The sequence below is a fragment of the Pseudomonas gingeri genome, assembly GCF_013385425.1.
Classification (GTDB): domain Bacteria; phylum Pseudomonadota; class Gammaproteobacteria; order Pseudomonadales; family Pseudomonadaceae; genus Aquipseudomonas; species Aquipseudomonas gingeri_D.
Genome location: NZ_JACAQA010000024.1, coordinates 55747 through 78566 on the forward strand (window position 1 = coordinate 55747; position 22820 = coordinate 78566).

General features: G+C 61.1%; 23 protein-coding genes. 15 read left to right on the plus strand and 8 right to left on the minus strand.

Going from position 1 to position 22820, the window contains the following annotated elements; genetic code table 11:
* Nucleotides 1–132 precede the first annotated feature (132 nt).
* The 3 genes from HX830_RS24580 to HX830_RS24590 all read left to right on the plus strand — a co-directional run bounded on the left by HX830_RS24580 (nt 133) and on the right by HX830_RS24590 (nt 2288).
* Nucleotides 133–567, plus strand: coding sequence for a YkgJ family cysteine cluster protein (locus HX830_RS24580; protein WP_177103175.1), 435 nt, complete (start codon nt 133–135; stop codon nt 565–567).
* A 141-nt stretch (nt 568–708) separates the two neighbouring features.
* Entirely contained in the window at nt 709–963 is a 255-nt protein-coding gene (locus HX830_RS24585; protein ID WP_152737790.1) for a helix-turn-helix domain-containing protein, read from the plus strand.
* A complete protein-coding gene (locus HX830_RS24590) occupies nt 960–2288 on the plus strand; it encodes a type II toxin-antitoxin system HipA family toxin (RefSeq protein ID WP_177103176.1) in 1329 nt (442 codons plus the stop codon). Before HX830_RS24585 ends, HX830_RS24590 begins: the two co-directional genes overlap by 4 nt.
* Before the next feature lie 75 nt (nt 2289–2363).
* Here HX830_RS24590 and typA read toward each other — a convergent pair whose 3' ends face one another.
* Both typA and thiI read right to left on the minus strand, forming a co-directional pair.
* The gene (typA, locus tag HX830_RS24595) at nt 2364–4184 is read right to left on the minus strand and encodes a translational GTPase TypA (RefSeq protein WP_177103177.1); all 1821 of its coding nucleotides are present in this window, start codon (nt 4182–4184) and stop codon (nt 2364–2366) included.
* Between the two features lie 139 nt (nt 4185–4323).
* Entirely contained in the window at nt 4324–5778 is a 1455-nt protein-coding gene (gene thiI, locus HX830_RS24600) for a tRNA uracil 4-sulfurtransferase ThiI (RefSeq protein ID WP_177103179.1), read from the minus strand.
* A 331-nt stretch (nt 5779–6109) separates the two neighbouring features.
* On the opposite strand from thiI, the gene glnA reads away from it, so the two are divergent.
* From glnA to ntrC, 7 genes are all read left to right on the plus strand, one after another.
* Nucleotides 6110–7516: a type I glutamate--ammonia ligase gene (gene glnA, locus HX830_RS24605; protein WP_100940351.1), complete on the plus strand. Its 1407-nt coding sequence runs from the start codon at nt 6110–6112 to the stop codon at nt 7514–7516.
* A gap of 205 nt (nt 7517–7721) precedes the next feature.
* Nucleotides 7722–8108 (plus strand): cupin domain-containing protein, encoded by a 387-nt coding sequence (locus HX830_RS24610; protein WP_103495505.1) that lies wholly within the window; start codon nt 7722–7724, stop codon nt 8106–8108.
* Nucleotides 8109–8395: 287 nt separating this feature from the next.
* Nucleotides 8396–8965, plus strand: coding sequence for a chorismate mutase (locus HX830_RS24615; RefSeq protein WP_103499149.1), 570 nt, complete (start codon nt 8396–8398; stop codon nt 8963–8965).
* Nucleotides 8966–9048: 83 nt separating this feature from the next.
* Nucleotides 9049–9588, plus strand: a complete 540-nt coding sequence (locus HX830_RS24620; protein WP_152737794.1) for a DUF4124 domain-containing protein — start codon at nt 9049–9051, stop codon at nt 9586–9588.
* 7 nt (nt 9589–9595) lie between these two features.
* Nucleotides 9596–10231: a DUF4124 domain-containing protein gene (locus HX830_RS24625; protein ID WP_103499147.1), complete on the plus strand. Its 636-nt coding sequence runs from the start codon at nt 9596–9598 to the stop codon at nt 10229–10231.
* Nucleotides 10232–10482: 251 nt separating this feature from the next.
* The gene (glnL, locus tag HX830_RS24630) at nt 10483–11568 is read left to right on the plus strand and encodes a nitrogen regulation protein NR(II) (protein WP_040063506.1); all 1086 of its coding nucleotides are present in this window, start codon (nt 10483–10485) and stop codon (nt 11566–11568) included.
* The gene (gene ntrC, locus HX830_RS24635) at nt 11565–13001 is read left to right on the plus strand and encodes a nitrogen regulation protein NR(I) (RefSeq protein ID WP_100940345.1); all 1437 of its coding nucleotides are present in this window, start codon (nt 11565–11567) and stop codon (nt 12999–13001) included. The genes glnL and ntrC overlap by 4 nt, the downstream gene beginning before the upstream one ends.
* A gap of 820 nt (nt 13002–13821) precedes the next feature.
* Here the strand turns inward: ntrC and HX830_RS24640 are convergent.
* Complete coding sequence (locus HX830_RS24640; RefSeq protein ID WP_100940344.1) at nt 13822–14262, minus strand: hypothetical protein; 441 nt, start codon at nt 14260–14262, stop codon at nt 13822–13824.
* On the opposite strand from HX830_RS24640, the gene HX830_RS24645 reads away from it, so the two are divergent.
* Nucleotides 14261–14716 (plus strand): tRNA (cytidine(34)-2'-O)-methyltransferase, encoded by a 456-nt coding sequence (locus HX830_RS24645; RefSeq protein WP_100940343.1) that lies wholly within the window; start codon nt 14261–14263, stop codon nt 14714–14716. The two genes, HX830_RS24640 and HX830_RS24645, sit on opposite strands and share 2 nt — an antisense overlap.
* 48 nt (nt 14717–14764) lie before the next feature.
* Here the strand turns inward: HX830_RS24645 and secB are convergent, their stop codons facing one another.
* The 3 genes from secB to HX830_RS24660 are packed head-to-tail and all read right to left on the minus strand — an operon-like array spanning nt 14765 to nt 15964.
* Nucleotides 14765–15247, minus strand: a complete 483-nt coding sequence (gene secB / locus HX830_RS24650; RefSeq protein WP_103496807.1) for a protein-export chaperone SecB — start codon at nt 15245–15247, stop codon at nt 14765–14767.
* Nucleotides 15248–15294: 47 nt separating this feature from the next.
* On the minus strand, nt 15295–15549 hold the full coding sequence (grxC, locus tag HX830_RS24655; RefSeq protein ID WP_103496806.1) for a glutaredoxin 3: 255 nt from the start codon (nt 15547–15549) through the stop codon (nt 15295–15297).
* A 1-nt stretch (nt 15550) separates the two neighbouring features.
* Nucleotides 15551–15964: a rhodanese-like domain-containing protein gene (locus HX830_RS24660; RefSeq protein ID WP_100940340.1), complete on the minus strand. Its 414-nt coding sequence runs from the start codon at nt 15962–15964 to the stop codon at nt 15551–15553.
* Nucleotides 15965–16112: 148 nt separating this feature from the next.
* On the opposite strand from HX830_RS24660, the gene gpmI reads away from it, so the two are divergent.
* From gpmI to HX830_RS24680, 4 genes are all read left to right on the plus strand, one after another.
* A complete protein-coding gene (gpmI, locus tag HX830_RS24665) occupies nt 16113–17648 on the plus strand; it encodes a 2,3-bisphosphoglycerate-independent phosphoglycerate mutase (RefSeq protein WP_177103181.1) in 1536 nt (511 codons plus the stop codon).
* Between the two features lie 139 nt (nt 17649–17787).
* A complete protein-coding gene (locus HX830_RS24670; protein ID WP_152737797.1) occupies nt 17788–19074 on the plus strand; it encodes a murein hydrolase activator EnvC family protein in 1287 nt (428 codons plus the stop codon).
* 30 nt (nt 19075–19104) lie between these two features.
* On the plus strand, nt 19105–20427 hold the full coding sequence (locus tag HX830_RS24675; protein ID WP_103496803.1) for a S41 family peptidase: 1323 nt from the start codon (nt 19105–19107) through the stop codon (nt 20425–20427).
* 1 nt (nt 20428) lies between these two features.
* Nucleotides 20429–21205, plus strand: a complete 777-nt coding sequence (locus HX830_RS24680) for a divergent polysaccharide deacetylase family protein (RefSeq protein ID WP_103496802.1) — start codon at nt 20429–20431, stop codon at nt 21203–21205.
* A gap of 13 nt (nt 21206–21218) precedes the next feature.
* On the opposite strand, the gene HX830_RS24685 is transcribed toward HX830_RS24680, so the two are convergent.
* On the minus strand, nt 21219–21974 hold the full coding sequence (locus HX830_RS24685) for a substrate-binding periplasmic protein (RefSeq protein WP_177103183.1): 756 nt from the start codon (nt 21972–21974) through the stop codon (nt 21219–21221).
* 73 nt (nt 21975–22047) lie between these two features.
* Nucleotides 22048–22818, minus strand: a complete 771-nt coding sequence (gene hisF, locus HX830_RS24690) for an imidazole glycerol phosphate synthase subunit HisF (protein ID WP_100940334.1) — start codon at nt 22816–22818, stop codon at nt 22048–22050.
* Nucleotides 22819–22820: the final 2 nt, after the last annotated feature.

Here is a 22820-nt window from a genome sequence, read left to right on the forward strand (position 1 = left end):
CCCAAAAGCATGCACTCATGTGGAAATCTCCCTGCAACGGCGCGTTTGCACGAAAAACCGTCAAAAGGTTGTTCACAAATCCACCAGCCCCGGTATCATCGCGCGCCCCGATACACCCTGGACAACAGCCGGATGAAACCTACCCTGATCGCCGCCGCGGAACTCGACCGCCTCGAAACCTGGCAGAAATACGCCAGCCATATGTGCGGGGGCTGCATGTCCAGTTGCTGCACCTTGCCGGTGGAAGTGAAGATCAAGGACCTGATCCGCATCGGCATCGTCGACGAATTCGAGCGTGGCGACCCGCCGAAGAACATCGCCAAGCGCCTGCAGAAGGAGGGGATCGTCGAGCGCTACAACCAGAAGTCCGAGATCTTCACCTTGCAGCGCATGAGCAACAACGATTGCCTGTACCTGGATCGCAAGTCACGGCTGTGCACCATCTACGAAAAACGTCCGGACACCTGCCGTAACCATCCAAAAATCGGGCCACGCCCGGGTTACTGCGCCTACAAGCCCAAGACCCCGGAACGCCCGGTGCCGGACAAGATGCTGTACAATTTCTGATCAGAGCCCTCTCACAGGAACCCTCGACACCCTGTAGAAGCCCCCATAACAAGTTGGCTTCCACAGTACCCGCTCTTGATTTTTTTGATTTTTACGTCAAATATTAGGCATTACCTAATCAAATTTGATGAATATCTCAAAATGCAAACCTTGCAAGAACTCGGCGAAGCCCTCGCTCAACGCAGACAAGCCCTTGGCCTGAAGCAAGGTACCGTCGCCGAACAATCCGGCATCTCCCAAGAAACCCTTTCCCGCCTGGAAAGAGGGCGTACCACCGAGTTTGGCTCACGCAAGCTGCTGGCACTGCTGGCGGTACTCGGCATGGAACTGCAATTTATCGAGGAAGGCAGTGCCGGCTCCCTGGACGAGCTGCGCAAGGAGCGCGGGGGATCATGAAACTTTCCGTCCATGTGCTGGGCCGTGAAGTCGCCACGCTCGAACAAATCGGCGACTTCAAAAGCGTTCTCAGCTACCACACTGACGTCGCGAAACACGACTTCGTCTCCCTGACCATGCCTGTGCGCACAGAGTCCTATCTGTGGGAAGACCCGCTTCATCCGATCTTTCAGATGAACCTGCCGGAAGGCTATTTGCTGCAAGTGCTGCAAGAACAGTTCGGCCCGCATATCGGCGCCAATCCGACAGCCCTGCTCTCCGTCATTGGCCGAAACATGGTCGGGCGCCTGCAAGTGGCAGCCCCCGGGGCGACACTGAATGAGCCGGCACAGCCCATCGAAGTCAGCCAACTGCTACAAGGTGACAACTCTGAAGAAGCCTTTGCCGAACTGGTCCGCCGGCATGCAACCAGTGGCGTTTCCGGCGTTGTTCCCAAGTTCCTCGACAGCGAGGTCGAGAAGTCCGAACTGGGACCGCACAAGAAAGGCACCCTGCTGACTCGGCGTCACCTTATCAAGGGCTCATCCAGCCAGTTGCCTTACGCGGCAATGAATGAACATCTGTGCATGCAGGTCGCCGCCAAAGTCATTCCCACGGCAAAAACCGAAATTTCTCTCGATGGGAAAGCATTGGTCGTTCACCGCTTTGATGTCGATGAAAACGGCCATCCCTATTGGGGCATGGAGGATTTCTGTTGCCTGCTGGGCTTACGACCGGCGGCAAAATACGACACCACCTGGGAGCGGATCGCCAAGGCTGTCAGGGATCATGTCCCGGGCCCTGCACGTCTCGAGACATTCCAGCAATTGGCGGCAAGCCTCTTGCTCACCTACGCCCTGCGCAATGCCGACTGCCACGCCAAGAACCTCGCCCTGCGCTATACAACACGCGAAGATGTCCACCTAGCCCCGGCCTACGACTGGCTGACGACAAGCGTCTATGCCGGATATGAGCGCAATCCACCGGCCATCAGCTTTGCGGGGAAAAAGACCTGGGCCCCCGGGAAGAACCTGCAGAAGTTCATCGCCACTTCATTGGGAATCCCCGCTCGCCAGCAGGGCCTGATGGTCGAACAGATCAGTGATGCCATTTCGGACACCGCCAGCGCTGTCCGCGAGGCCATGTCCAGCCACCCGCAGTTCGCCGAGATAGGGAAGCGAATGCTGCTGGCCTGGAATGAAGGCGTCATGGGACTGCATGACAAGAAAGTCTTCAGTGTCAGCGACTGGACTGCCGGAGAAGCCTTCGCAGGTCTCTCGGCCCCCGCCAAACGCTCAACCCCAAAAGAGGTCATCGGGCGATCCGAATTACTCGGCAAGCGCTGAAGACTTTCTCGCACAAACAAAAACGCCCCCGACCTTGCGGTCGGGGGCGTTTTTTATTCAGCCGGGGCTAAACGATCAAGCCTTGGCTTTCTTGGCGGCGCGGGTACGCTCGCTTTCGTCCAGGATCTTCTTGCGAAGACGGATGGACTTCGGCGTCACTTCGCACAGCTCGTCGTCCTGGATGAATTCCAGGGCCTGTTCCAGGGTGAAGCGAACAGGTGGAACCAGGGCGATGGTTTCGTCTTTACCCGAAGCACGCATGTTGTCGAGCTTCTTACCCTTGGTAGGGTTGACGCCCAGGTCGTTGTCACGGCTGTTCAGACCAACGATCTGGCCACCGTAGATTTCCTGGCCGTGTTCAACGAACAGCTTGCCACGAGCCTGCAGGGTTTCCAGCGAGTAGGTCAGGGCCTTGCCGGTTTCAACCGAAACCAGTACGCCGTTCTGACGGCCGGACATGTCGCCGGACTTCATCACGTCGTAACGATCGAAGATCGAGGTCAGGATGCCGCCACCGGAGGTCAGGGTCAGGAACTCGTTACGGAAACCGATCAGGCCACGCGCCGGGATGTTGTACTCAAGGCGCACACGGCCCTTGCCATCCGGAACCATGTTGGTCAGGTCGCCTTTACGCAGACCCATTTGCTCCATGATCGCGCCTTGCGACTCTTCCGGCAGGTCGATGGTGACGTTTTCGTACGGTTCGTGCTTCACGCCGTCAACCTGACGGATGATCACTTCCGGACGGCCCACGCCCATTTCGAAGCCTTCGCGACGCATGGTTTCGATCAGTACCGAGAGGTGCAGCTCACCACGGCCGGAAACCTTGAACTTGTCGGCCGAGTCGCCTTCTTCAACGCGCAGTGCCACGTTGTACAGCAGCTCTTTGTCCAGACGTTCCTTGATGTTACGGCTGGTGACGAACTTGCCTTCTTTACCGCAGAACGGCGAATCGTTGACCTGGAAGGTCATGGATACGGTCGGCTCGTCAACGGTCAGCGGTTTCATCGCTTCGACGTTCAGTGGGTCGCACAGGGTGTCCGAGATGAACAGTTGGTCGAAGCCGCTGATGCAGACGATGTCGCCGGCGGAAGCTTCTTCAACGTCGATGCGGTGCAGGCCGTGGTGACCCATCAGCTTCAGGATACGACCGTTGCGGCGCTTGCCGTCAGCGTCGATGGCCACAACCGGGGTGTTCGGCTTGACGCGACCACGAGCGATACGGCCAACGCCGATCACACCCAGGAAGCTGTTGTAGTCCAGTGCGGAGATCTGCATCTGGAACGGACCGTCACGGTCGACTTTCGGCGCCGGAACGTGATCCACGACCGCCTGGTACAGCGGGGTCATGTCTTCGGCCATCTCGTTGTGGTCCAGACCGGCGATACCGTTCAGGGCCGAGGCATAGACGACTTGGAAGTCCAGCTGTTCTTCGGTGGCGCCAAGGTTGTCGAACAGGTCGAAGATCTGGTCCAGAACCCAGTCCGGACGCGCGCCTGGACGGTCGACCTTGTTGATCACCACGATTGGACGCAGGCCGGCTTCGAACGCCTTCTTGGTCACGAAACGGGTTTGCGGCATAGGGCCGTCTTGAGCGTCAACCAGCAGCAGAACGGAGTCGACCATCGACATTACGCGTTCAACTTCGCCGCCGAAGTCGGCGTGGCCCGGGGTGTCCACGATGTTGATGTGGTAGCCGTTCCAGTTGATGGCGGTGTTTTTCGCCAGAATGGTAATACCGCGCTCTTTCTCCTGGTCGTTGGAGTCCATCACGCGCTCGTCGTTGAGCTCGTTGCGCTCCAGGGTGCCGGATTGACGCAAGAGTTTGTCTACCAGGGTGGTCTTACCATGGTCAACGTGAGCAATGATGGCGATGTTGCGTAGATTTTCGATCACTTGTGTATCTCGATCAGAGGATTCGGTGTGCTGACAGGTCGTGGCAGCGATTAACAGTAGAGTCAGGCCTAGCCGTTACAGCTTGACGGCAGAGTCGGGGGGCCGGTGACGCAGGCCACAGGCAAACAGCCCCGGGCTCTTAGCTCGGTCGATAAACGCGCACATTGGCATGCCCCTCACTGAGCAAATGGTGGGCATGCAGGCGACTCATCACGCCTTTGTCGCAATACAACAGGTACTGGCGAGTAGGGTCCAGTTCCTTGAAACGAGCGTTCAAAGCATAAAACGGCATCGCTTGTACCTCGATGCCAGCGATCACCAGCGGGTCATCTTCCTGAGCATCCGGGTGACGGATGTCGATCACGATATGACCGGCCAGCGCCTCGCTGACTTCTTCAATCTGCAAATCCTGGCCCAATTCGTCGATCACCCGATCGATCGGCACCAGTTTGGCCCGCTCGAGCGCCCGCTCGAGAATCGCCATGTCGAACTGTTGTTCTTCGTACTCCACGCGGTTGCGTTTGGCGTGGGTCTTGGGGTTCACCGAAATGACCCCGCAATATTCCGGCATGTGCCTGGCGAAATCCGCCGTGCCGATCTCGGTCGCCAGGTCGATGATGTCCTGCTTGTGGCTGGCGATCAGCGGGCGAATCACCAGCTTCTCGGTCACACAGTCGATCACCGACAGGTTCGGCAGCGTCTGGCTGGATACCTGGGAGATCGCCTCGCCGGTGACCAGCGCGCCGATCTCCAGGCGATCGGCCATGACGGTAGCAGCGCGCAACATCATACGCTTCAATACTACGCCCATATGACTGTTATCGACTTTGCCGAGAATTTCTCCCAGCACTTCCTCGAACGGCACGCTGACAAACAGCACCCGCTGGGAGCTGCCGTACTTCTTCCAGAGGAAGTGAGCGACTTCCATCACCCCCAGCTCGTGGGCGCGGCCACCGAGATTGAAGAAGCAGAAATGGCTCATCAGGCCGCGGCGCATCATCTGATAGGCGGCCACGGTGGAGTCGAAACCGCCGGACATCAGCACCAGGGTCTGCTCGATGGAACCCAGCGGGTAGCCGCCCAGGCCATTGTGCTGGCTGTGGATAACAAACAACCGTTGGTCGCGAATTTCCATCCGCACTTCGATTTCCGGCTCTTTGAGGGAAATCCCGGCGGCATTGCACTGTCGGCGCAACTGGCTGCCGACGTATTTCTCCACATCCATGGAGCTGAAACTGTGCTTGCCGGCGCGCTTGCAACGCACCGAAAAAATCTTCCCGGGCAGGGCCTCGCCGAAGTGCTCTTTGCACTGGGCGGTGATCTCGTCGAAGTCACCCAGCGGGTATTCGTCGACCTGCAGGAAATGCGCGATGCCCGGCATGCAGCACAGGCGCTCGGTCAGTTCCTGCAGGGCCTTGGGCTCGCTCAGCGCGGTTTCCAGCTCGAGATTGTCCCACACGCCGTTCACCACCACGTTCGGGTCCAGGTCACGGAGCACGGTACGGATGTTCTTGGCCAGCTGGCGGATGAATTTCATCCGGACAGGGCGGCTTTTAATGGTGATTTCGGGGAAGACTTTTACGATAAGTTTCATGAAAACAGCGCGCGAAGGGCCGGCCGAAAAAGGGGGGCGCGGATTATAGCGGAAATTGCTCAAGGTTTAACCAGTTATTGTGCAGATGGTTTTGCACGCACCAAAACAGGTCGTCGTCGATTATTTTAGATCCAAAATGGTGCGACAAACGCCCGAAAATTCTCCTATGCTCGCTGCAACGCGTGAGATTGGGGCAAAAAACCCATCACGGGGCACTGGCATGCAATTTGCTCTCTTGTGAGGCAGGTTGCCTTGGCCGATATTCGCGCCGGCATCACCACTCTTTCAGGGCTAACTCCACTACCCAGCCCGAAGCCACCCGGAGGACACCATGTCGAAGTCGGTTCAACTCATCAAAGATCATGACGTTAAATGGATTGATCTGCGCTTCACTGACACCAAAGGCACTCAGCACCACGTGACCATGCCGGCCCGTGATGCACTGGATGACGAATTCTTCGAAATCGGCAAAATGTTCGACGGCTCCTCCATCTCCGGGTGGAAAGGCATCGAAGCCTCCGACATGATCCTGATGCCGGACGACAGCACCGCCGTACTCGACCCGTTCACCGAAGAGCCGACCCTGATCCTGGTCTGCGACGTGATCGAGCCTTCGACCATGCAGGGCTATGACCGCGACCCACGTGCGATCGCCCGTCGCGCCGAGGAATACCTGAAGTCGACCGGTATCGGCGACACCGCTTTCTTCGGCCCTGAGCCTGAGTTCTTCATCTTCGATTCGGTCAAGTTCAAGTCCGACATCTCCGGCTCCATGTTCAAGATCTTCTCCGAACAAGGTTCGTGGATGTCCGACCAGGACGTGGAAGGCGGTAACAAAGGCCACCGTCCAGGTATCAAAGGCGGCTACTTCCCGGTTCCACCGTTCGACCACGACCACGAAATCCGTACCTCCATGTGCAACGCACTGGAAGAGATGGGCCAGACCGTCGAAGTTCACCACCACGAAGTGGCAACTGCCGGCCAGAACGAAATCGGTGTGAAGTTCAACACCCTGGTCAACAAGGCTGACGAAGTCCAGACCCTGAAGTACTGCGTACACAACGTGGCAGACGCCTACGGCCGTACCGCGACCTTCATGCCAAAACCGCTGTACGGCGATAACGGCTCGGGTATGCACGTTCACATGTCCATCTCCAAAGATGGCAAGAACACCTTCGCTGGCGAAGGTTATGCCGGCCTGTCCGACACCGCCCTGTACTTCATCGGCGGCATCATCAAGCACGGTAAGGCCCTGAACGGCTTCACCAACCCGTCGACCAACTCCTACAAGCGTCTGGTCCCAGGCTTCGAAGCGCCGGTAATGCTGGCCTACTCGGCACGCAACCGTTCCGCCTCGATCCGTATTCCTTACGTCAACAGCCCCAAGGCTCGTCGTATCGAAGCACGCTTCCCGGATCCGGCTGCCAACCCTTACCTGGCCTTCGCCGCACTGATGATGGCCGGCCTGGACGGTATCCAGAACAAGATCCACCCTGGCGACGCTGCTGACAAAAACCTGTATGACCTGCCGCCTGAAGAGGCCAAAGAGATTCCACAGGTGTGCGGTAGCCTGAAAGAAGCCCTGGAAGAGCTGGACAAAGGCCGTGCGTTCCTGACCAAAGGCGGCGTTTTCAGCGACGACTTCATCGATGCCTACATCGAGCTGAAAAGCGAAGAAGAAATCAAAGTACGCACCTTCGTACACCCACTGGAATACGAGCTGTACTACAGCTGCTGATCCGGTAGCGCTCGCGCAAGCGGCGTAACGAAAGGCCACCTTCGGGTGGCCTTTTTCATGGGCAGAAATCGAGAATTCTTGAAACGTTTCCAGACTGGCAGGACGCTGTGGAGCGGCGTTAACTAGGGGCTCCCGACCTTGTGACGGGAACCACAGGCACCGCGCGTGGCGCGCGGTACAAGGACGTTAACCTGGAAGCCAGCACATGACCCCGATCTCCACATCCAATGCACAAACCCCACCCCAACCCAGCGCCCAAGTGCTGCTGCGCAGCACCAGCTCCTGGGATGGCACGCCCTACGAACGCTATCCCGAAGGACCACCGGAACTGACCTTGTTGCAGGTCAATATTCCGGCCGATACCGAGTTGGGCTGGCACCTCCACCCGATTCCCAGCGCCGCCTACATCCTCTCGGGCGAAGTGTGGGTCGAGACCCGGGAAGGGGGCCACAACACCCACCTGAAACAGGGCGACACAATAGCCGCCCTGGTCAACATCCAGCACCGCGCCAAGACCGGCGCGGTTCCGGTGGACCTGTTGGTGTTCTACGCCGGCACCGAGGGCGTGCCGCTCTCGGTATCGGACCTCTGACATAGCTCCTACAGATTTTTGCCGAACACAAAATGTGCATTAAACACTGAACTGTAGGAGCAAGGCTTGTCGGGACGCCGCACCGCCGCGAAGGGGGCCTCAAGATCGCTAAAAGCTTCGCGGGCAAGCCCTGCTCCTACAGGTATTGTGGTGTTTTCAAGATCCCACGCCACGAATGGCCTCCCGGGACACACCGACATCTTTTTCATGAAAAGAAACTGGCGCCTGGCCGCGCTTGTGACGTTTACTCAGGGCCCTGTGCCCACCCTCTGGACGAAGCCCGCTCCATGTACCTGACAAAACGCCTTGCCAGCCCGCTGCTGCTTATTCTCCTCAGCACCGGTGCCTTCGCCGAAACCCCGAAGCCCACACCCGCCCCCGCGTCCCTGGCACCCTTGCTCCAGGCCGTGAGCGAACGCCTGGAGATCGCCGATCAGGTCGCGTTGACCAAATGGGACAGCGGCAAGCCGATCCAGGACAGCCCGCGCGAGCAGCAAGTCATCGCCAATGCCGCGCAGGAAGCCGCCACCTACCAGCTCAAGCCTGAAGACGTCAGCCAGTTCCTCGCCGCCCAGATCGAAGCCAACAAGCTGGTGCAATACGCCCTGCTGGCCAAGTGGCACGCCGCGGGCAAGGCCCCGACCATCGCCCGCCCCGACCTGGTCAAGCAGATCCGCCCGGCCCTTGATCAACTGCAAGTGCGCCTTCTGCAGCATTACGCCGCCTTCGCCGCCTCCCGGCAGGACCCGCAATGCCCGACCTGGCTGGCCCAGGAGCGCCAGGTCCTGAGCACCGACGAGATCCATGACCTGGCGCTGATTCGCGCCGTGGGCGAGTTGTGCCTCAGCGGGCGCTGAAGCCGTTGAAGGTTGTGCTCTATGCTGACACCCTGAAGCACCTGGGCGGGATGTCAGCGCCAGGACCACTATCGGGAGCGCCCATGGGTCGAAGCCTTCTTTTGCTGCTAATGGCGGTCGCCTTGCCAGCCGCCGCACAGATCTACAAGTACACCGATGCCAACGGCAACACGGCCTACAGCAACCAGCCGCCCGACGGCACCGCCGCACAGACCGTGGAACTGCCGCCGCTCAACAGCGTGGGCCTGCAGCAGTCGTACACGCTGCCGCTGCCCACACCGGCGACACCCGCACCGGCGACTTCGGCGGCGACACCCACCAATGCCGGCGCGGCCTACAGCACCCTGGAACTGACGGACATCCCGACCCAGGAAGCCCTGCGTGCCAACAACGGCACCTTCACCGTCGGCGTGAAGATGGAGCCGCGCCTGCAACGCCAGCACCTGCTGCGCCTGGTGCTCGACGGCGCGCCCTACGGCCAGCCGAGCAATGTGCCACGCCTGCAACTGGTGAATATCGACCGCGGCGACCATACCCTCGGCGTCCAGGTGCTGGCCGGCGAACAGGTGGTGCAGCAAAGCGCCCTCGTACCCTTTACCGTCCAACGGGTACACAAGCCTTGAGCCACTTATGATTCGCGTTTTCGTCCGCCTGCTGCCGCTGCTCCTGACGCTTTGCGCCGGCTCGGCACTGGCCGAGATCTACACCTACATAGACAGCCAGGGCAACCGGGTCTTCACCGATCAACACCGGGCCGGTGCCAAGGCGGTGCCGTTGCCGCCGGTCAATCGCCTGTCGCTGACCCCGACGGCGCCCCTGCCCACGCCGGCCACCGCGCAAAAACCCAAGGTCCAGCCGATTGTCCATTACCAGATGCTACGCATCCTGGTGCCGGACCCCGATGCCACCATCCGTAGCACCGAAGGCAACCTGATCGTCAGCGTCACCAGTGAACCCGGCCTGATGCCCGGGCACACCTACCAATTGCTGCTGGACGGCAAACCCACCGCCGCGCCCGGCCCCAGCCCGGTGTTCGCCTTGAACAATATCGACCGCGGCAGCCACCAGCTCGCGGTGGAGATCCTCGACGAACAGGGGCGGATCGCCGAACGCACGGCCAACCAACCCTTCCATATGGTGCGTATCTCGCTGGCGCAGAAACGCCAGGCCAACCCCTGCCAACTGGCTGATTACGGACAACGGCCGGAATGCCCGCTGGCAGACAAGCCCGAGGAAGAAAGCAGCAGCATTTTGCCGTTTCTCTGACCCACGCCAAGCATGGCACCAGATTGGTGCACTAAACTGCACACCTACCCGAACCAAATCCCATTTTGGTTCGAAAGTACCCGTCGTTTCTGGCAGAACGCCACTCAATCGAGCCTGAAACGCCCATTTCAGGCAATTCGCGCTTCTTTTCGGAGCCTTGGTTTGGTTTTTGCATTTTCCTTGTATCGACGCCTTGTTCGCGCGCGCAAATCGGGACCGGCCCCGTTTGCCATGCTCCAAAAGAGGTCCCCATGACCATCAGTGACGCCCTGCACAGACTGTTACTCGACAACCTGACCACCGCGACCATCCTGCTCAACGCCGAATTGCGCCTGGAGTACATGAACCCGGCGGCGGAAATGCTCCTGGCCATCAGCGGCCAGCGCAGCCATGGCCAGTTCATCAGCGAACTGTTCACCGAGTCGGTCGAGGCCTTGAACTCCCTGCGCCAGGCCGTGGAACAGGCGCACCCGTTCACCAAGCGCGAAGCCATGCTCACGGCGCTGACCGGCCAGACCCTGACCGTCGACTACGCCGTGACGCCGATTCTCAGCCAGGGCGAAACCCTCCTGCTGCTGGAAGTCCATCCCCGCGACCGCCTGTTGCGGATCACCAAGGAAGAGGCCCAGCTGTCCAAGCAGGAAACCACCAAGATGCTGGTGCGCGGCCTGGCCCACGAAATCAAGAATCCCCTGGGCGGGATTCGCGGCGCCGCGCAGTTGCTGGCCCGCGAGCTGCCGGAAGAAAGCCTCAAGGACTACACCAACGTCATCATCGAAGAGGCCGACCGCCTGCGCAACCTGGTGGACCGCATGCTCGGCTCGAACAAGCTGCCGTCCCTGGCACTGACCAACGTCCACGAAGTCCTGGAACACGTCAGCAGCCTGGTGGAAGCCGAGAGCCAGGGCTGCATCAATCTGGTGCGCGACTATGACCCCAGTATTCCCGATGTGCTGATCGACCGTGAACAGATGATCCAGGCCGTGCTCAATATCGTGCGCAACGCCATGCAGGCCATCAGCAGCCAGAACGAGCTGCGCCTGGGCCGTATCAGCCTGCGCACCCGGGCGATCCGCCAGTTCACCATCGGCCACGTGCGCCATCGCCTGGTGACCAAGATCGAGATCATCGACAACGGCCCGGGGATTCCCGCCGAATTGCAGGAAACCATCTTCTATCCCATGGTCAGCGGCCGCCCGGACGGTACCGGGCTCGGCCTGGCCATTACCCAGAACATCATCAGCCAGCACCAGGGCCTGATCGAATGTGAGAGCCACCCCGGCCACACCACATTCTCGATCTTTCTGCCACTGGAACAAGGAGCCACATCGACATGAGCCGTAGTGAAACCGTGTGGATCGTCGATGACGACCGTTCTATCCGATGGGTCCTGGAAAAAGCCCTGCAACAGGAAGGGATGACCACCCAGAGCTTCGACAGTGCCGATGGCGTAATGAGCCGCCTGGTCCGTCAGCAGCCGGATGTGATCATCTCCGACATCCGCATGCCCGGCGCCAGTGGCCTGGACCTGCTCGCGCGGATTCGCGAGCAGCACCCGCGCCTGCCGGTGATCATCATGACCGCCCATTCCGACCTCGACAGCGCGGTGGCCTCCTACCAGGGCGGGGCGTTCGAATACCTGCCCAAGCCGTTTGACGTCGATGAAGCCGTGTCGCTGGTCAAGCGCGCCAACCAGCATGCCCAGGAACAACAAGGCATGGCCGTGGCGCCGACCCTGACCCGGACCCCGGAAATCATCGGCGAAGCGCCGGCGATGCAGGAAGTGTTTCGCGCCATCGGTCGCCTCAGCCACTCCAACATCACCGTATTGATCAATGGCGAGTCCGGCACCGGCAAAGAGCTGGTGGCCCACGCCCTGCACCGCCATAGCCCACGGGCGGCGCAACCGTTCATCGCCTTGAACATGGCGGCGATCCCCAAGGACCTGATGGAATCCGAGCTGTTCGGCCATGAAAAAGGCGCCTTTACCGGCGCGGCCAACCTGCGGCGCGGGCGTTTCGAGCAGGCCGACGGCGGCACCCTGTTCCTCGACGAAATCGGCGACATGCCGGCCGACACCCAAACCCGCCTGCTGCGGGTGCTGGCGGATGGCGAGTTCTACCGGGTCGGCGGGCATACGCCGGTCAAGGTCGACGTGCGCATCATCGCCGCGACCCACCAGAACCTGGAAACCCTGGTTCACGCGGGCAAATTCCGTGAGGACCTGTTCCATCGCCTGAACGTGATCCGCATCCATATTCCACGGATGTCGGACCGTCGCGAAGACATACCGACCCTGGCCAAGCACTTCCTCGCCCGCGCCGCCCAGGAACTGTCGGTGGAGCCGAAGCTGCTGAAGTCGGAAACCGAGGAATACCTGAAGAACCTGCCGTGGCCGGGCAACGTGCGCCAGTTGGAGAACACCTGCCGCTGGATCACGGTGATGGCTTCCGGGCGCGAGGTGCATATCAGCGACCTGCCGCCGGAGCTGCTGAACCTGCCGCAGGATTCGGCACCGGTGACCAACTGGGAACAGGCACTGCGCCAGTGGGCCGACCAGGCGCTGGCACGCGGCCAATCGAGCCTGCTGGACAGCGCCGTGCCGAGTTTCGAACGGATCATGATCGAGACCGCCCTCAAGCACACCGCCGGCCGCCGTCGCGACGCCGCCGTGCTGCTGGGCTGGGGCCGCAACACCTTGACCCGCAAGATCAAGGAACTGGGCATGAAGGTCGATGGCGGCGATGAGGACGACAGCGACGAGGGTTGATCCGTCGCTTCAAGCCAAACCCTCTACAGCCTGGCTGTAGAGGGTTTTTTATTGCCCTGCAAATGGGGCGGCGTGCACCACGGCAATGCGCCTTGAACCGCGATCGAGCAGAGAATCAGGCCGCGCAGGCGCCATCGCCGTTTTTACGCTAGAGCAGAAAGGCCCCGTATTCCGGGGCCTTCAGACACATTTTGAAAATTATCAGGGCAATCATTGGCGTTTTTTCAAAAGCTGGCACGCGCCCTGCAATAACCCCAGTACAACCCAGTTTTGGGGACCCTGATACAGGCAGGTCAGGGACTCCCCTTCTTTACACCGGGACTCACACCGCTCACAGCGACGAGTCCCAAGACGCTTTTGGGAACCCTGGTACAGGCAGGCCGGGACTTCCCTTCTTTACACCAGGACTCATACCGCTCACAGCGACGAGTCCAGATGCTTTCGGGGACCTTGATACAGGCAGGTCAAGACTCCCCTTCTTTACACCGGGACTCACACCGCTCACAGCGACGAGTCCCAAAACGCTTTTGGGAACCCTGATACAGGCAGGTCAGGAATTCCCTTCTTTACACCGGGACTCATACCGCACACAGCGATGAGTCCAGACGTTTTCGGGGACCCTGGTACAGGCAGGCCGGGACTCCCCCTCTTTACACCGGGACTCACACCGCTCACCGCGACGAGTCCAAACGCTTTTGGGAACCCTGATACAGGCAGGTCAGGAATTCCCTCTTTAACACCCGGACTCACGCCGCTCACCGCGACGAGCCCGATAGCCGTTCTGGGAGCTCCGGTACAGGCAGGCCGGAGATTCCCTCTTTTATTCCTCCCGCAGATTGATCGCCAATCTCCAGCGTCCGTCCACCTTCGCCCCGGCCCATTCGCCGTGCAACGGACGCGCCGCCAACAGCGTCAGCAACAACCCCTTGTCACTCAAGCGCACACGCCAGTTGGCGTCCTTGCCGGCCACCTGCAAGTGACCGTTCTGCGCCTTGCCCTCGGCGTCGAACAACAACGCAACCGTGCCGTCGACCTGCTCGCCATGCACCTTGGGCTCGGCACTGAACCAGACCACCACCCCCTCGGGCACCACCTCGACCTGTTGCAAAACCAGGGGCTCGGGCGCGGTCAGGCGACCGATCATCATCCCGACCATCAAGCCGACAATCGCCAGCGATCCCAACACCCGCGGCAATAGCTTCGATCGCGGGTCCTCTTCGGGGGTAGAATGCTGCCCATCTTCATCTTCGGAGCCGTGCATGTTTCACGTCATCCTTTTTCAACCAGAAATTCCGCCGAACACCGGCAACATTATCAGGCTGTGCGCCAACAGCGGCTGCCACCTGCATTTGATCGAGCCCATCGGTTTTGAAATGGACGACAAGCGCTTGCGCCGCGCCGGCCTCGACTATCACGAGTACGCCACGCTCAAGACCCACGCCGACCTCGCCAGTTGCCTGGAAAGCCTCGGCCACCCGCGCCTGTTCGCCTTCACCACCAAGGGTTCGCGAGTGTTCCACGAGGCGCGCTTCGCCGAGGGTGATGCGTTTCTCTTCGGCCCGGAAAGCCGTGGCCTGCCGGCCGAGGTGCTCGACGCCCTGCCCGGCGAACAACGCCTGCGCCTGCCGATGCGCGAAGGCTGCCGCAGCCTGAACCTGTCCAACACCGTGGCGGTGGCGGTCTACGAAGGCTGGCGCCAGCTGGGCTTTGCCTGAACAAAAAAAGCGCCGGAAAAGGCGCTTTTTTGTGGGCAGGCAATCCGTTTATTGAACGGTTTGCGCGCCGTCTTCCTGCAGACGCTGCAGCTCTTGCGCGTACAGGGCATCGAAGTTCACCGGGGCCAGCATCAACGCCGGGAACGAACCACGGGTGACCAGGCTGTCCAGGGTTTCACGGGCGTACGGGAACAGGATGTTCGGGCAGAATGCGCCCAGGGTGTGGCTCATGGAAGCCGCATCGAGGTTCTTGATCAGGAAGATACCGGCCTGCTGCACTTCAGCGATGAAAGCCACTTCTTCACCGTTCTTCACGGTCACCGACAGGGTCAGCACCACCTCGTGGAAGTCGCCTTCCAGGGCTTTCTGACGGGTATTGAGGTCCAGGCCGACGCTCGGCTCCCACTGCTGGCGGAAGATCGCCGGGCTTTTCGGGGCTTCGAAGGACAGGTCGCGCACGTAGATACGCTGCAAGGAGAATTGCGGTTGGCTATCTTCTTCAGTGGCAGCAGTGTTCTGTTGGTCAGTCATCGCAGCAGATCCTTCTTGATCTTCAGGTCTTTAAAGGGTTGGGGGAATCAAGCTTCCAGCAACGCGTCCAGCTTACCGGCGCGCTCGAGGGCGAACAGGTCGTCGCAACCACCGATGTGCCGGTCGCCGATCCAGATTTGCGGCACGGACGTGCGCCCGGCCTTCTGGGACATCTCGGCCCGCAACTGCGGTTTACCATCGACCTTGATCTCGTCGAAAGCAACGTTCTTGCTGCCGAGCAACGACTTGGCGCGCATGCAGTAAGGGCAGTAATCACTGGAGTAGACAACGACCTGGCTCATATCACTTCACCAGCGGCAGATTGTCGGCTTTCCAGCTGGAAATACCACCGGACAGCTTGGCGGCAGTGAAACCGGACTTGAGCAGCTCGCGGGCGTGAGTCCCGGAGTGCTGGCCCTGGGCGTCGACCAGAATCAGGGTCTTGGCCTTGTGCTTCTCCAGTTCACCGATGCGAGCCATCAGTTTGTCCTGGGGAATGTTCAGCGCGCCGACGATATGACCGGCGGCAAAGTCCTTGCTCGGGCGCAGGTCGATGACCACGCCCTGGTCCTGGTTGACCAGTGCGGTCAACTGGCCAGTACTGAGGCTGGCGCCACCGCGGCTCATTTCATGGGCAATCAGCAAGGCCAGCAGGAGCACGAAGGCGCCGGCTAACAGGTAGTGGCTAGTGGCAAATGCAATCAGGTGATCGACCATCAGGAGGTTCCAGGGCGTTAAAATGTGGGCCAGTATACACAGCCGTCAAGGTCGGCCAAACCCCGCCCGGCGGTGACTGCATTTGAACTTGGCTTTAAACTGCGACTCTTTTTTCCATGACCTTTCAATCCAGCCGCGAGTGCCGTCCATGACTACCACGCCTAAACCTTTGGTCCTGATCATCCTGGATGGCTTCGGTCACAGTGAGAGCCATGACTACAACGCCGTCTATTCGGCGAAAAAACCGGTGCTCGACCGCCTGGTCGCGATCCAGCCCAACGGCCTGATCTCCGGCTCCGGCATGGATGTCGGCCTGCCGGACGGGCAGATGGGCAACTCCGAAGTCGGCCACATGAACCTCGGCGCCGGCCGGGTGGTGTACCAGGACTTCACCCGCGTGACCAAGTCGATCCGCGACGGCGAGTTCTTCGAGAACCCGACCATCTGCGCGGCGGTGGACAAGGCCGTGGGCGCGGGCAAGGCGGTGCACATCCTCGGCCTGCTGTCCGAAGGTGGCGTGCACAGCCATCAGGACCACCTGGTGGCCATGGCCGAGCTGGCGTTCAAGCGCGGCGCCGAGAAAATCTACCTGCACGCCTTCCTCGATGGCCGCGACACCCCGCCGAAAAGCGCCCAGTCATCCATCGAGTTGCTCGACGAAACCTTCCGTACCCTGGGCAAGGGCCGTATCGCCAGCCTGATCGGGCGCTATTTCGCCATGGACCGCGACAACCGCTGGGACCGTGTGGCCCAGGCCTACAACCTGATTGTCGACGGCCAGGCCGAGTTCCACGCCGCCAATGCCCAGGAAGGCCTGCAAGCCGCCTATGAGCGCGGCGAGAGCGACGAATTCGTCAAGGCCACCCGCATTGGCGAGAAAGTCACCGTCGAAGACGGCGATGCGGTGGTATTCATGAACTTCCGCGCCGACCGTGCCCGTGAACTGACCCGGGTGTTCGTCGAAGACGACTTCAAGGACTTCGAGCGCGCCCGCCAGCCGAAAACCTCCGGCTTCATCATGCTGACCCAGTACGCCGCCAGCATTCACACGCCGTCGGCCTTCGCCCCGGGCAGCCTGGAAAACGTGCTGGGCGACTACCTGGCGAAAAACGGCAAGACCCAGCTGCGGATCGCCGAAACCGAGAAGTACGCCCACGTCACCTTTTTCTTTTCCGGCGGTCGTGAAGAACCTTTCCCGGGTGAGGAACGTATCCTGATCCCGTCGCCGAAAGTCGCCACCTACGACTTGCAACCGGAAATGAGCGCGCCGGAAGTCACCGACCGCATCGTCGATGCCATCGAACACCAGCGTTACGACGTGATCGTGGTCAACTACGCCAACGGCGACATGGTCGGCCACAGCGGCGTGTTCGATGCGGCCGTTAAAGCAGTGGAATGTCTGGATTTGTGTGTAGGACGTATCGTCGAGGCCCTGGACAAGGTCGGCGGCGAAGCGCTGATCACCGCCGACCACGGCAACGTCGAACAAATGGAAGACGAATCCACCGGCCAGGCCCACACCGCCCACACCACCGAGCCGGTACCCTTCATCTATGTCGGCAAGCGTCCGCTGAAGGTCCGTGAAGGCGGCGTGTTGGCAGATGTCGCACCGACGATGCTCAAGCTTCTGGGCCTGGAACAGCCGAAAGAGATGACCGGTACGTCGATCCTGACTGACCTCTAAACGCCACAAATCAGGTAGGCCGCAGGCCTGCGGCCTACCTCTTTATCGGAAACGCCTGAAAGCAACCGCTTTTGGGCGTTTTTTTTGCAGCCCGCGGCGGGCATACTAGGGCGTCTCGTTCCCAGGTGTCGCCCGCCCCATGCTTCGCGCCCTTATCGCCCTAGCCCTGATCTGCCTGCTCCAACCGGCCTTTGCCGACGAGCGCGCACAAACCCAGCAGCAATTGGACGCCACGCGTCAGGATATCGCTGAGCTGAAAAAGCTCCTGGGCAAGCTGCAGGAAGAAAAATCCGGGGTGCAGAAAGAACTGCGCGGCACCGAAACCGAGATGGGCAAGCTGGAGAAGCAGGTCGATGCCCTGCAGAAAGAGCTGAAAAAGAGCGAAAGCGAACTGCAGCGGCTCGACGCAGAGAAAAAAAAACTCCAGAGCGCGCGCATTGAACAGCAGCGACTGATCGCCATCCAGGCCCGCGCCGCCTACCAGGGTGGCCGCCAGGAATACCTCAAGCTGTTGCTCAACCAGCAAAACCCGGAAAAATTCGCCCGTACCCTGACCTATTACGATTACCTGAGCCAGGCGCGCATGGAGCAGTTGAAGAACTTCAACGAAACCCTGCGCCAACTGGCCAATGTCGAAAACGACATCAATCTGCAGCAAGCCCAGTTGCTGGTGCAGAAAAGCAGCCTGGACAGCCAGCGCGACGAACTGGACAAGGTCCGCAAGGAACGCCAGGCGGCCCTGGCCAAGCTCAGTGACGACGTGAAAGCCCGCGACCAGAAGCTCGCCGCTCGCGAACAGGACCAGGCCGACCTGTCGAAAGTCCTCAAGACCATCGAAGAAACCCTGGCTCGCCAGGCCCGCGAGGCGGAAGAAGCGCGCCAGAAAGCGCTGCTCGCCCAGCAGGAAGCCGAAAAAAAGCGCCAGCGTGAGGCTGCGGTCGCCAACGACGACAGCCCACGGCCACCGCGTAAAACCACGCCTGGAGCCTTGGTATCGAGTGCGGGAGAATCCTTCGGCGGCCCTTTTGCTTCAGCGCGCGGCAAACTTCCATGGCCAGTTGATGGTCGACTGCTTGCGCGCTTTGGTGAAACCCGTGGCGATGACGCCCGGACCAAGTGGGACGGGGTAATGATCAGCGCCGCCGCCGGTAGCCAGGTGCACGCCGTGCACGGTGGCCGCGTGGTGTTCGCCGATTGGTTGCGGGGCGCCGGTTTGCTGGTCATTCTGGACCACGGCAACGGTTACCTGAGCCTCTACGGGCACAACCAGACGCTGCTCAAGTCCGCAGGCGATGTGGTAAAAGCCGGTGAGTCGATCTCTACTGTAGGCAACAGTGGCGGTCAGGACGCACCCGCGTTGTATTTCGCTATACGTCAGCAGGGTCACCCGAGTGATCCGGCCCAATGGTGCCGCGCCCAAGGATAGGCCCGCATCTTAATCAGGAGTTCGTTCGACATGTTGCATTTGTCCCGCCTCACCTCGCTGGCCCTGACGATCGCCCTGGTGATCGGTGCGCCCCACGCGTTCGCTGCGCAACCTGCCCAGCCCGCGCCGGCTGCCGCTGCTCCGGCCGTCACCGCCAAGGCCCCGCTGCCGCTCGACGAGCTGCGCACCTTTGCCGAGGTCATGGACCGGATCAAGGCCGCCTATGTCGAACCGGTGGACGACAAGACCCTGCTGGAGAATGCCATCAAGGGCATGCTCAGCAACCTTGACCCGCACTCCGCCTACCTCGGGCCGGACGACTTCGCCCAGTTGCAGGAAGACACCAGCGGCGAATTCGGCGGCCTGGGCATCGAAGTCGGCATGGAAGACAACTTCGTCAAGGTGGTCTCGCCGATCGACGACACCCCGGCGTCCAAGGCCGGCGTGCAGGCCGGCGACCTGATCGTCAAGATCAACGGCCAGCCGACCCGCGGCCAGACCATGACCGAAGCCGTCGACAAGATGCGCGGCAAGGTCGGCCAGAAAATCACCCTGACCCTGGTGCGCGGCGGCGGCGCGCCGTTCGACGTGACCCTGACCCGGGCGATCATCCGCACCAAGAGCGTGCGCAGCCAGTTGCTGGAAAACGGCTACGGCTATATCCGTATCACCCAGTTCCAGGTCAAGACCGGCGAAGAGGTCTCCAAGGCCCTCGCGGCCCTGCACAAGGAAAACGGCAAGAAGCTCAACGGCATCGTCCTCGACCTGCGCAACAACCCGGGCGGCGTGTTGCAGGCGGCGGTGGAAGTGGTCGACCACTTCATCACCAAGGGCCTGATCGTCTACACCAAAGGTCGCATCGCCAACTCCGAACTGCGCTTCTCGGCCACCGGCCACGACGAAAGCGAAGCGGTGCCGATGGTGGTGCTGATCAACGGCGGCAGCGCCTCGGCTTCGGAAATCGTTGCCGGCGCCCTGCAAGACCAGAAACGCGCCGTGTTGATGGGCACCACCAGCTTCGGCAAGGGCTCGGTACAAACCGTGCTGCCGCTGAGCAATGACCGCGCGCTGAAGATCACCACCGCGTTGTACTTCACCCCTAACGGTCGCTCGATCCAGGCCCAGGGCATCATCCCCGATGTTGAAGTCCGCCAGGCCAAGGTCACCGGTGCCCAGGACGACGACACCTTCAAGGAAGCCGATCTCCAGGGCCACCTGGGCAACGGCAACGGCGGCGCGGACAAGCCAAGCGTCAAGGCGCCCAAGGCCAAGCCACGCCTGCAGGATGACGACTACCAGTTGGGCCAGGCCCTGAGCCTGCTCAAAGGCCTGAGCGTGACACGCGGCAACTGAGATGCGCCGCTGGCTGCTGCTCCTTATCGGCTGTTTGATCGGCGTTGCCCAGGCGGCGCCGGTCGAGCCGCCGGCACCGACCAAGGCCTACCTCACCCTGATTATCGATGACCTGGGGCAGAACCTGCCCCGGGATCGTCGGGTGCTTGCCCTGCCCGGGCCGGTCACTCCATCGATCATGCCCGACACCCTGCACGCCGCCGAATTCGCCCGCGAGGCCCATGCCGCCGGCAAGATCGTCATGCTGCACATGCCCATGGACCCGGCCACCGGGCCTTTCGCCTGGCATCCCGACCTGTCCCTCGATGAATTGCAAACGCGCCTGGCCGCCGCCTTCAAGGCCGTGCCCTTTACCAGCGGGATCAACAACCATGAAGGCAGCCGCATGACCGCCGAACCGGTGGCCATGGCCTGGCTGATGGGCGAATTGCAGCGGCGCAACAAGTTCTTCGTCGACAGCCGCACCAGCGCCAAGACCGTCGCCGCGGCCCAAGCGCAGAAGATCGGCCTGCCCAGCGTGTCGCGGGATGTCTTCCTCGACAACGAACGCACCGAACCGGCCATCACCGCGCAACTGGAAGAAGCGATCAGACTGGCACGCAAGCACGGCTCGGCGGTGGTGATCGGCCACCCCTACCCGCAGACCCTGGCGGTCCTCGAACGCGAACTGCCTAAACTCAAGGAGCAGGGCATCGACTGGATCGATATCAAATCGATGATCGCCCTACGCGGCAACCAGGCGACCGAGGCTCACGGCAAGCAGGGCGTCTATCACTGAGCGGACGACACCGTTACAGGTAACGCCCGAAGGCCTGATCCACCACACCTTCACGGCGTAGCTGATCGAGTGCCGACTGCAACTTGGCAACGACGGTATCGGGCACCTCTTTGTTGAGGGCCAGGTAAAGGGACGCACTGTTGAAGCGCAAGACCGTCTTGAGCCCGGCAATGCCCTCCTGCCGCGCCAGATAGCGTCCGGCGGGATCGCCCGAGGCCCACAGGTCGATCTGACCGTCGACCAGCTTGCGCGCATTATCCTGGTCGCGCAGGGCCAGCACCGGGTTGAATCCGTGCTGCGCCAGGTATTGGGCGATAGCGTCGCCCTTGTAGGCGCCGATCCGGTAGCGATGGGCCTGCTCCAGGCCCGACAAGGCAATCGGGCTGTCCGTCTTGCCCAGCAGCACCCAATCGTCAGGACCGATCGGCCCGACCCATTTGAACAGTCTCTCGCGCTCCGGCAGCCTGGCCATGACAAACACCCCGTAGCCGGGGTTTTCCAGGGCGAGCTTGTAGATACGTTCCCAGGGAAAACGCAGGGTCAGGCTGTAGGGAATGCCGGCGCGCTTGAAGGTTTCCCGCACGATATCGGCGGCAATGCCTTCGATATTCTCGTCCTTGGCGAAGTTCTTGCCGTTTTTCGCCATGTTGTAGGGCGGGAAGTTCTCCGTCAGCAGGACAATGCCGTCATCGGTAGCGTCCGCCGCAGCCACCGTGCCCGACAACAGTCCGATCAGGCAAAACAGCGCGAGGAAAAAGCGTTTAGACATAGTAGGCAACCGGAATCCGTGGCGGGCTCAAGAGTGACTTGAGCCCGCCATACTGTCCAGTGGACTGTTGCCCTCAGCGCACCACAATACCGCGCGCGGCCATATAGGCCTTGGCTTCCGGCACCGTGTACTCGCCGAAGTGGAAGATGCTCGCCGCCAGCACCGCGCTGGCGTGGCCTTCCAGAATCCCGTCGGCCAGGTGCTGGAGATTGCCGACCCCGCCCGAGGCGATCACCGGAATCCCCAGGGCATCGCTGATGGCCCGGGTCACGCCGAGGTCGAAACCGCTTTTCATGCCGTCCTGGTCCATGCTGGTGAGCAGGATCTCACCGGCACCGAGGCCTTCCATCCTCGAAGCCCACTCCACCGCATCGAGCCCGGTGGGCTTGCGCCCGCCGTGGGTGAAGATTTCCCAGCGCGGGGTTTCGCCCGGCAGCGAGACCTTCTTCGCATCGATGGCGACGACAATGCACTGCGAGCCGAAATGCTGCGCCGCTTCGCCGACGAACTCGGGGTTGAACACCGCCGCCGTGTTGATCGAGACCTTGTCGGCCCCGGCATTGAGCAGGTTGCGGATGTCCTGCACGGTGCGCACGCCGCCGCCGACCGTCAGCGGGATAAACACCTGGCTGGCCATGCGCTCGACGGTATGCAGCGTGGTGTCACGGCCGTCGACGCTGGCGGTGATGTCGAGAAAGGTGATCTCATCCGCGCCCTGCTCGTCGTAACGCCGGGCGATTTCCACCGGGTCACCGGCATCACGGATGTTCTCGAACTTGACGCCCTTGACCACGCGACCGTTGTCGACGTCCAGGCAAGGGATGATGCGTTTGGCCAGCGCCATGG

Bases quoted from the DNA above. Each gene is read 5' to 3' on its own strand.
- HX830_RS24580 (WP_177103175.1), top strand. From the start codon at position 133: ATGAAACCTACCCTGATCGCCGCCGCGGAACTCGACCGCCTCGAAACC.
- glnA (WP_100940351.1), top strand. From the start codon at position 6,110: ATGTCGAAGTCGGTTCAACTCATCAAAGATCATGACGTTAAATGGATT.
- HX830_RS24590 (WP_177103176.1), top strand. From the start codon at position 960: ATGAAACTTTCCGTCCATGTGCTGGGCCGTGAAGTCGCCACGCTCGAA.
- HX830_RS24660 (WP_100940340.1), bottom strand. From the start codon at position 15,964: ATGGTCGATCACCTGATTGCATTTGCCACTAGCCACTACCTGTTAGCC.
- ntrC (WP_100940345.1), top strand. From the start codon at position 11,565: ATGAGCCGTAGTGAAACCGTGTGGATCGTCGATGACGACCGTTCTATC.
- HX830_RS24675 (WP_103496803.1), top strand. From the start codon at position 19,105: ATGTTGCATTTGTCCCGCCTCACCTCGCTGGCCCTGACGATCGCCCTG.
- hisF (WP_100940334.1), bottom strand. From the start codon at position 22,818: ATGGCGCTGGCCAAACGCATCATCCCTTGCCTGGACGTCGACAACGGT.
- HX830_RS24615 (WP_103499149.1), top strand. From the start codon at position 8,396: ATGTACCTGACAAAACGCCTTGCCAGCCCGCTGCTGCTTATTCTCCTC.
- HX830_RS24645 (WP_100940343.1), top strand. From the start codon at position 14,261: ATGTTTCACGTCATCCTTTTTCAACCAGAAATTCCGCCGAACACCGGC.
- gpmI (WP_177103181.1), top strand. From the start codon at position 16,113: ATGACTACCACGCCTAAACCTTTGGTCCTGATCATCCTGGATGGCTTC.
- thiI (WP_177103179.1), bottom strand. From the start codon at position 5,778: ATGAAACTTATCGTAAAAGTCTTCCCCGAAATCACCATTAAAAGCCGC.
- secB (WP_103496807.1), bottom strand. From the start codon at position 15,247: ATGACTGACCAACAGAACACTGCTGCCACTGAAGAAGATAGCCAACCG.
- HX830_RS24670 (WP_152737797.1), top strand. From the start codon at position 17,788: ATGCTTCGCGCCCTTATCGCCCTAGCCCTGATCTGCCTGCTCCAACCG.
- HX830_RS24625 (WP_103499147.1), top strand. From the start codon at position 9,596: ATGATTCGCGTTTTCGTCCGCCTGCTGCCGCTGCTCCTGACGCTTTGC.
- grxC (WP_103496806.1), bottom strand. From the start codon at position 15,549: ATGAGCCAGGTCGTTGTCTACTCCAGTGATTACTGCCCTTACTGCATG.
- HX830_RS24585 (WP_152737790.1), top strand. From the start codon at position 709: ATGCAAACCTTGCAAGAACTCGGCGAAGCCCTCGCTCAACGCAGACAA.
- HX830_RS24685 (WP_177103183.1), bottom strand. From the start codon at position 21,974: ATGTCTAAACGCTTTTTCCTCGCGCTGTTTTGCCTGATCGGACTGTTG.
- HX830_RS24620 (WP_152737794.1), top strand. From the start codon at position 9,049: ATGGGTCGAAGCCTTCTTTTGCTGCTAATGGCGGTCGCCTTGCCAGCC.
- glnL (WP_040063506.1), top strand. From the start codon at position 10,483: ATGACCATCAGTGACGCCCTGCACAGACTGTTACTCGACAACCTGACC.
- HX830_RS24680 (WP_103496802.1), top strand. From the start codon at position 20,429: ATGCGCCGCTGGCTGCTGCTCCTTATCGGCTGTTTGATCGGCGTTGCC.
- HX830_RS24610 (WP_103495505.1), top strand. From the start codon at position 7,722: ATGACCCCGATCTCCACATCCAATGCACAAACCCCACCCCAACCCAGC.
- HX830_RS24640 (WP_100940344.1), bottom strand. From the start codon at position 14,262: ATGCACGGCTCCGAAGATGAAGATGGGCAGCATTCTACCCCCGAAGAG.